This is a genomic window from Streptomyces sp. NPDC107498, from assembly GCF_055582805.1.
Genome location: NZ_JBVJPE010000058.1, coordinates 1 through 2,696 on the forward strand (window position 1 = coordinate 1; position 2,696 = coordinate 2,696).

3 protein-coding genes and 1 pseudogene are annotated in these 2,696 nt (G+C 56.7%); 1 reads left to right on the plus strand and 3 read right to left on the minus strand.

Annotation, left to right across the window (positions count from 1 at the left end; all coding sequences use genetic code 11):
- Positions 1–92: 92 nt before the first annotated feature.
- The 3 genes and pseudogenes from ACZ66Z_RS36650 to ACZ66Z_RS36660 all read right to left on the minus strand — a co-directional run.
- The gene (locus tag ACZ66Z_RS36650; RefSeq protein WP_469940309.1) at positions 93–980 is read right to left on the minus strand and encodes a hypothetical protein; all 888 of its coding nucleotides are present in this window, start codon (positions 978–980) and stop codon (positions 93–95) included.
- Positions 981–998: 18 nt separating this feature from the next.
- A complete protein-coding gene (locus tag ACZ66Z_RS36655; RefSeq protein ID WP_469940310.1) occupies positions 999–1,571 on the minus strand; it encodes a hypothetical protein in 573 nt (190 codons plus the stop codon).
- 48 nt (positions 1,572–1,619) lie between these two features.
- Positions 1,620–1,805: pseudogene (locus ACZ66Z_RS36660) on the minus strand (transposase family protein); the annotation flags it as partial.
- Between the two features lie 138 nt (positions 1,806–1,943).
- On the opposite strand from ACZ66Z_RS36660, the gene ACZ66Z_RS36665 reads away from it, so the two are divergent.
- Positions 1,944–2,543, plus strand: a complete 600-nt coding sequence (locus ACZ66Z_RS36665) for a hypothetical protein (protein WP_469940311.1) — start codon at positions 1,944–1,946, stop codon at positions 2,541–2,543.
- The last annotated feature ends 153 nt before the right edge of the window (positions 2,544–2,696 follow it).

Here is a 2,696-nt window from a genome sequence, read left to right on the forward strand (position 1 = left end):
GTGAGATCACCACGCCAACGACCAGGGGCCCTGCCTCGTCACCACCCTCGCTGATCAGCTCTTTTCACCCTCCAGCACAGGATGAAAGAGGCTCAGTCATCGGGGAACTGAAACTCGGTAGATCGATCACTCCGTGGATGAGCCTTTCCATCCACAGCGCCATGATTTGCAGCTATAGTTCCTTCTGTAGATCTCTTGTTAATCTTGTGCAAAAAATAAACCGTCGTCGTCGACTCCCCATCCCTCTCGTGTTTTTCCTCAGGAATTTCCGGGTCGATGTCAGTTGGAATACTCGCATAGATTTTATAATCTTCCAGGAATTCGAACCAGGCGGCACAAACCTTTTCGACGTGCCTCCCAAGATCGGCCGAGTCGCCGGGAAGGCGCCCTGCAACCTTCTTGGAAATGGTTACGAACTCTTCCATACCCGCCATACTTTCCAAGTTGCTACTTTGCAGAAGTCCGGCCAACTCCCCTACAGACTTGAGAATTCCATCAACTAGGGACTTAAGCTCTCGCAGGGGAGCGTTTATAGCCTGCTGATGACTAGACGCCTCATCTGGGTATACCATCGCAAAGTGCCTATTGGCTACGAACGTATCGAGTTCACCCGCGCCCCGCCTGTTCGCCCGGTAAATGCTTTCTCTGCCGGATGGCTCAGGTCCGTAATCATAGATCGCCGATCGCTTCCTTGCTGACATATTGGCAAACACTATAGCCTCTTGCGCAACTACGTCCTCCTGCGTTTCCGCCAAGAATTCGGAGCCAGTCACGCTGGCCCACCGAAGAATTCTTTCCCGTCGGAGTTCACCCATTCTTAGGCACCACAGAATTGCCTTCTTGAAGTTCTTATCTCGGGCCAGACGTCTGGCGGCCTGATGGCGCAAATCGTCCGATACCTTTTGGCGCTTCCAATCGTAATTCCGAATCTCTTCGAGGCGGAGCTGCAGAAACTCTTCATCGTCCCATGGGAACGTCATCTACTCGACCCTTCTTCCCTATCTCTGGGATTCCATCACTTCGATGATTGCTTGGGTTATAATATAGCCTATTTCTTCTGTACTCATTTCAGTCAGCTCGCCCTCTCTGAACGCCCTCGAAGTCGCCTGGAAAACCATCTGATCCAAGGTATCGATACTGGGGATACCTTCATTACCTACTTCACTTCCGGGAGTACTGCCTTCGACCTGGAGGCCACTGCCACTAACACGGGTTGAGGAATTAAGCACAAGGCGAGCTATTCGAAGGATCTCTTCCGTCGCAATTCCCTCTTTGATTAGTTCCTTCAGATCTCCCATTTTAGGATGGCTGCTAATAATTCCCGCAAGTTTAACCACGGCAGCGTCTACGGGCTCCTCTTGAGACGGCATGACCACGACCCTCCTTGTCAAATTCAAACCCTTACCTTCTGGCAAAATACTCGCAGAGCTACAACTATGCCGGTCTTCGCTTTCGGGAATAACTTGAGGAAGATCCGCTGCCCAAATGGGCCACGGGGTGACCTCCGCAGCGTGACCGGATGCGGAAGAATTCAAGGCCCCTTCGGTCGCCAGCGTGTTGAGCGGAATCACCAGGCCAGCGACCAGCGGCCCGGCCTCATCACACCCACTGAGCCTCTTTCATCCTGAATAGTTGCAGGTCAGCAACGTGTAGACGGCCTGGACGATGGTGCCGATGCGGCGGGTGGAGCATCTGGCTCGCCAGAGGATCCGCCAGGACTTCAGCTGTGCGAAGGTGCGTTCGCCGGGTGCTCTGAGTCGGGCGTGATCGCGGTTGAACTGTTGGTAGTGAGCTTTTTTCAACCTGTCGGCGGTGGCCGCGTGTTGTGACTGAGCGCTTCGTTGCCGACTGCGTCCGGACGAAGCCAGCCACGTTGGAATCAACTGGGCGATCAATCCCGATCATGACAGGATGACGGTTCAGGACAGGGGAGGCGGGACGGTATGGGGCTGGACTACAGCTATGAGATCTTCATGCCCCCTCGGAACGTTGCGAGAGCGCTGACCCGGCTGGCCGAGCTCGCCCCCCAAGGCCGCGAGACGCCGCTGCTTCCGGTGACCCTGCCGGGCGGAGAGCAGGTGATCGTGCCGTTCACCTCGAAGTTCAAGAGCGAACCGGTTGACTGTTCGGCAGGCGACTCGCTCGAACTGGACACCTCGATCGTCGTCGGCGTCGACGACGCGGTGCGCGAGTTCTTCCTCCGCGATTCCGACAGGGTCGACGAGCAGGGACGGGTGTCGGTCGGGTACATCTACCTGATGGTCAGGTTCTCCCCTGCATGGCACCCGAACTTTGCGTCGCTGCAGTTCACAGCCGCTTCCTCGAGTATGAGCCGGATGTTCGTGCAGTCCGCGAGCGTCAGGAAGGTGTTCACCGACCTCACCGCCACCACCGGTGGTGTGTGCTGCCTTCTTGACACCGAGACCGACATCTTCGACATCTGCTGGCTCAACGGCGAGGCGTTCAGTGGTGAGACTGTTCCTGGTACCCGTTTCTCTGGCTTCCAGGATCTCGTCGCCGCCTGGTGCGAGCCGGTGGAGTAGAACGAGGGCGGCGCCCGCACGGGATACAGCGCACCTGCCCGGTCAACGCTCAACCGGCTACTGAGATTGAACTCGTGGAGTCGTAGGGGCTGACGGCTCGTCGTCTGTGCGGTATCACCGGGACATGCGGTATCCACAAGGCGGCGGGCTGAC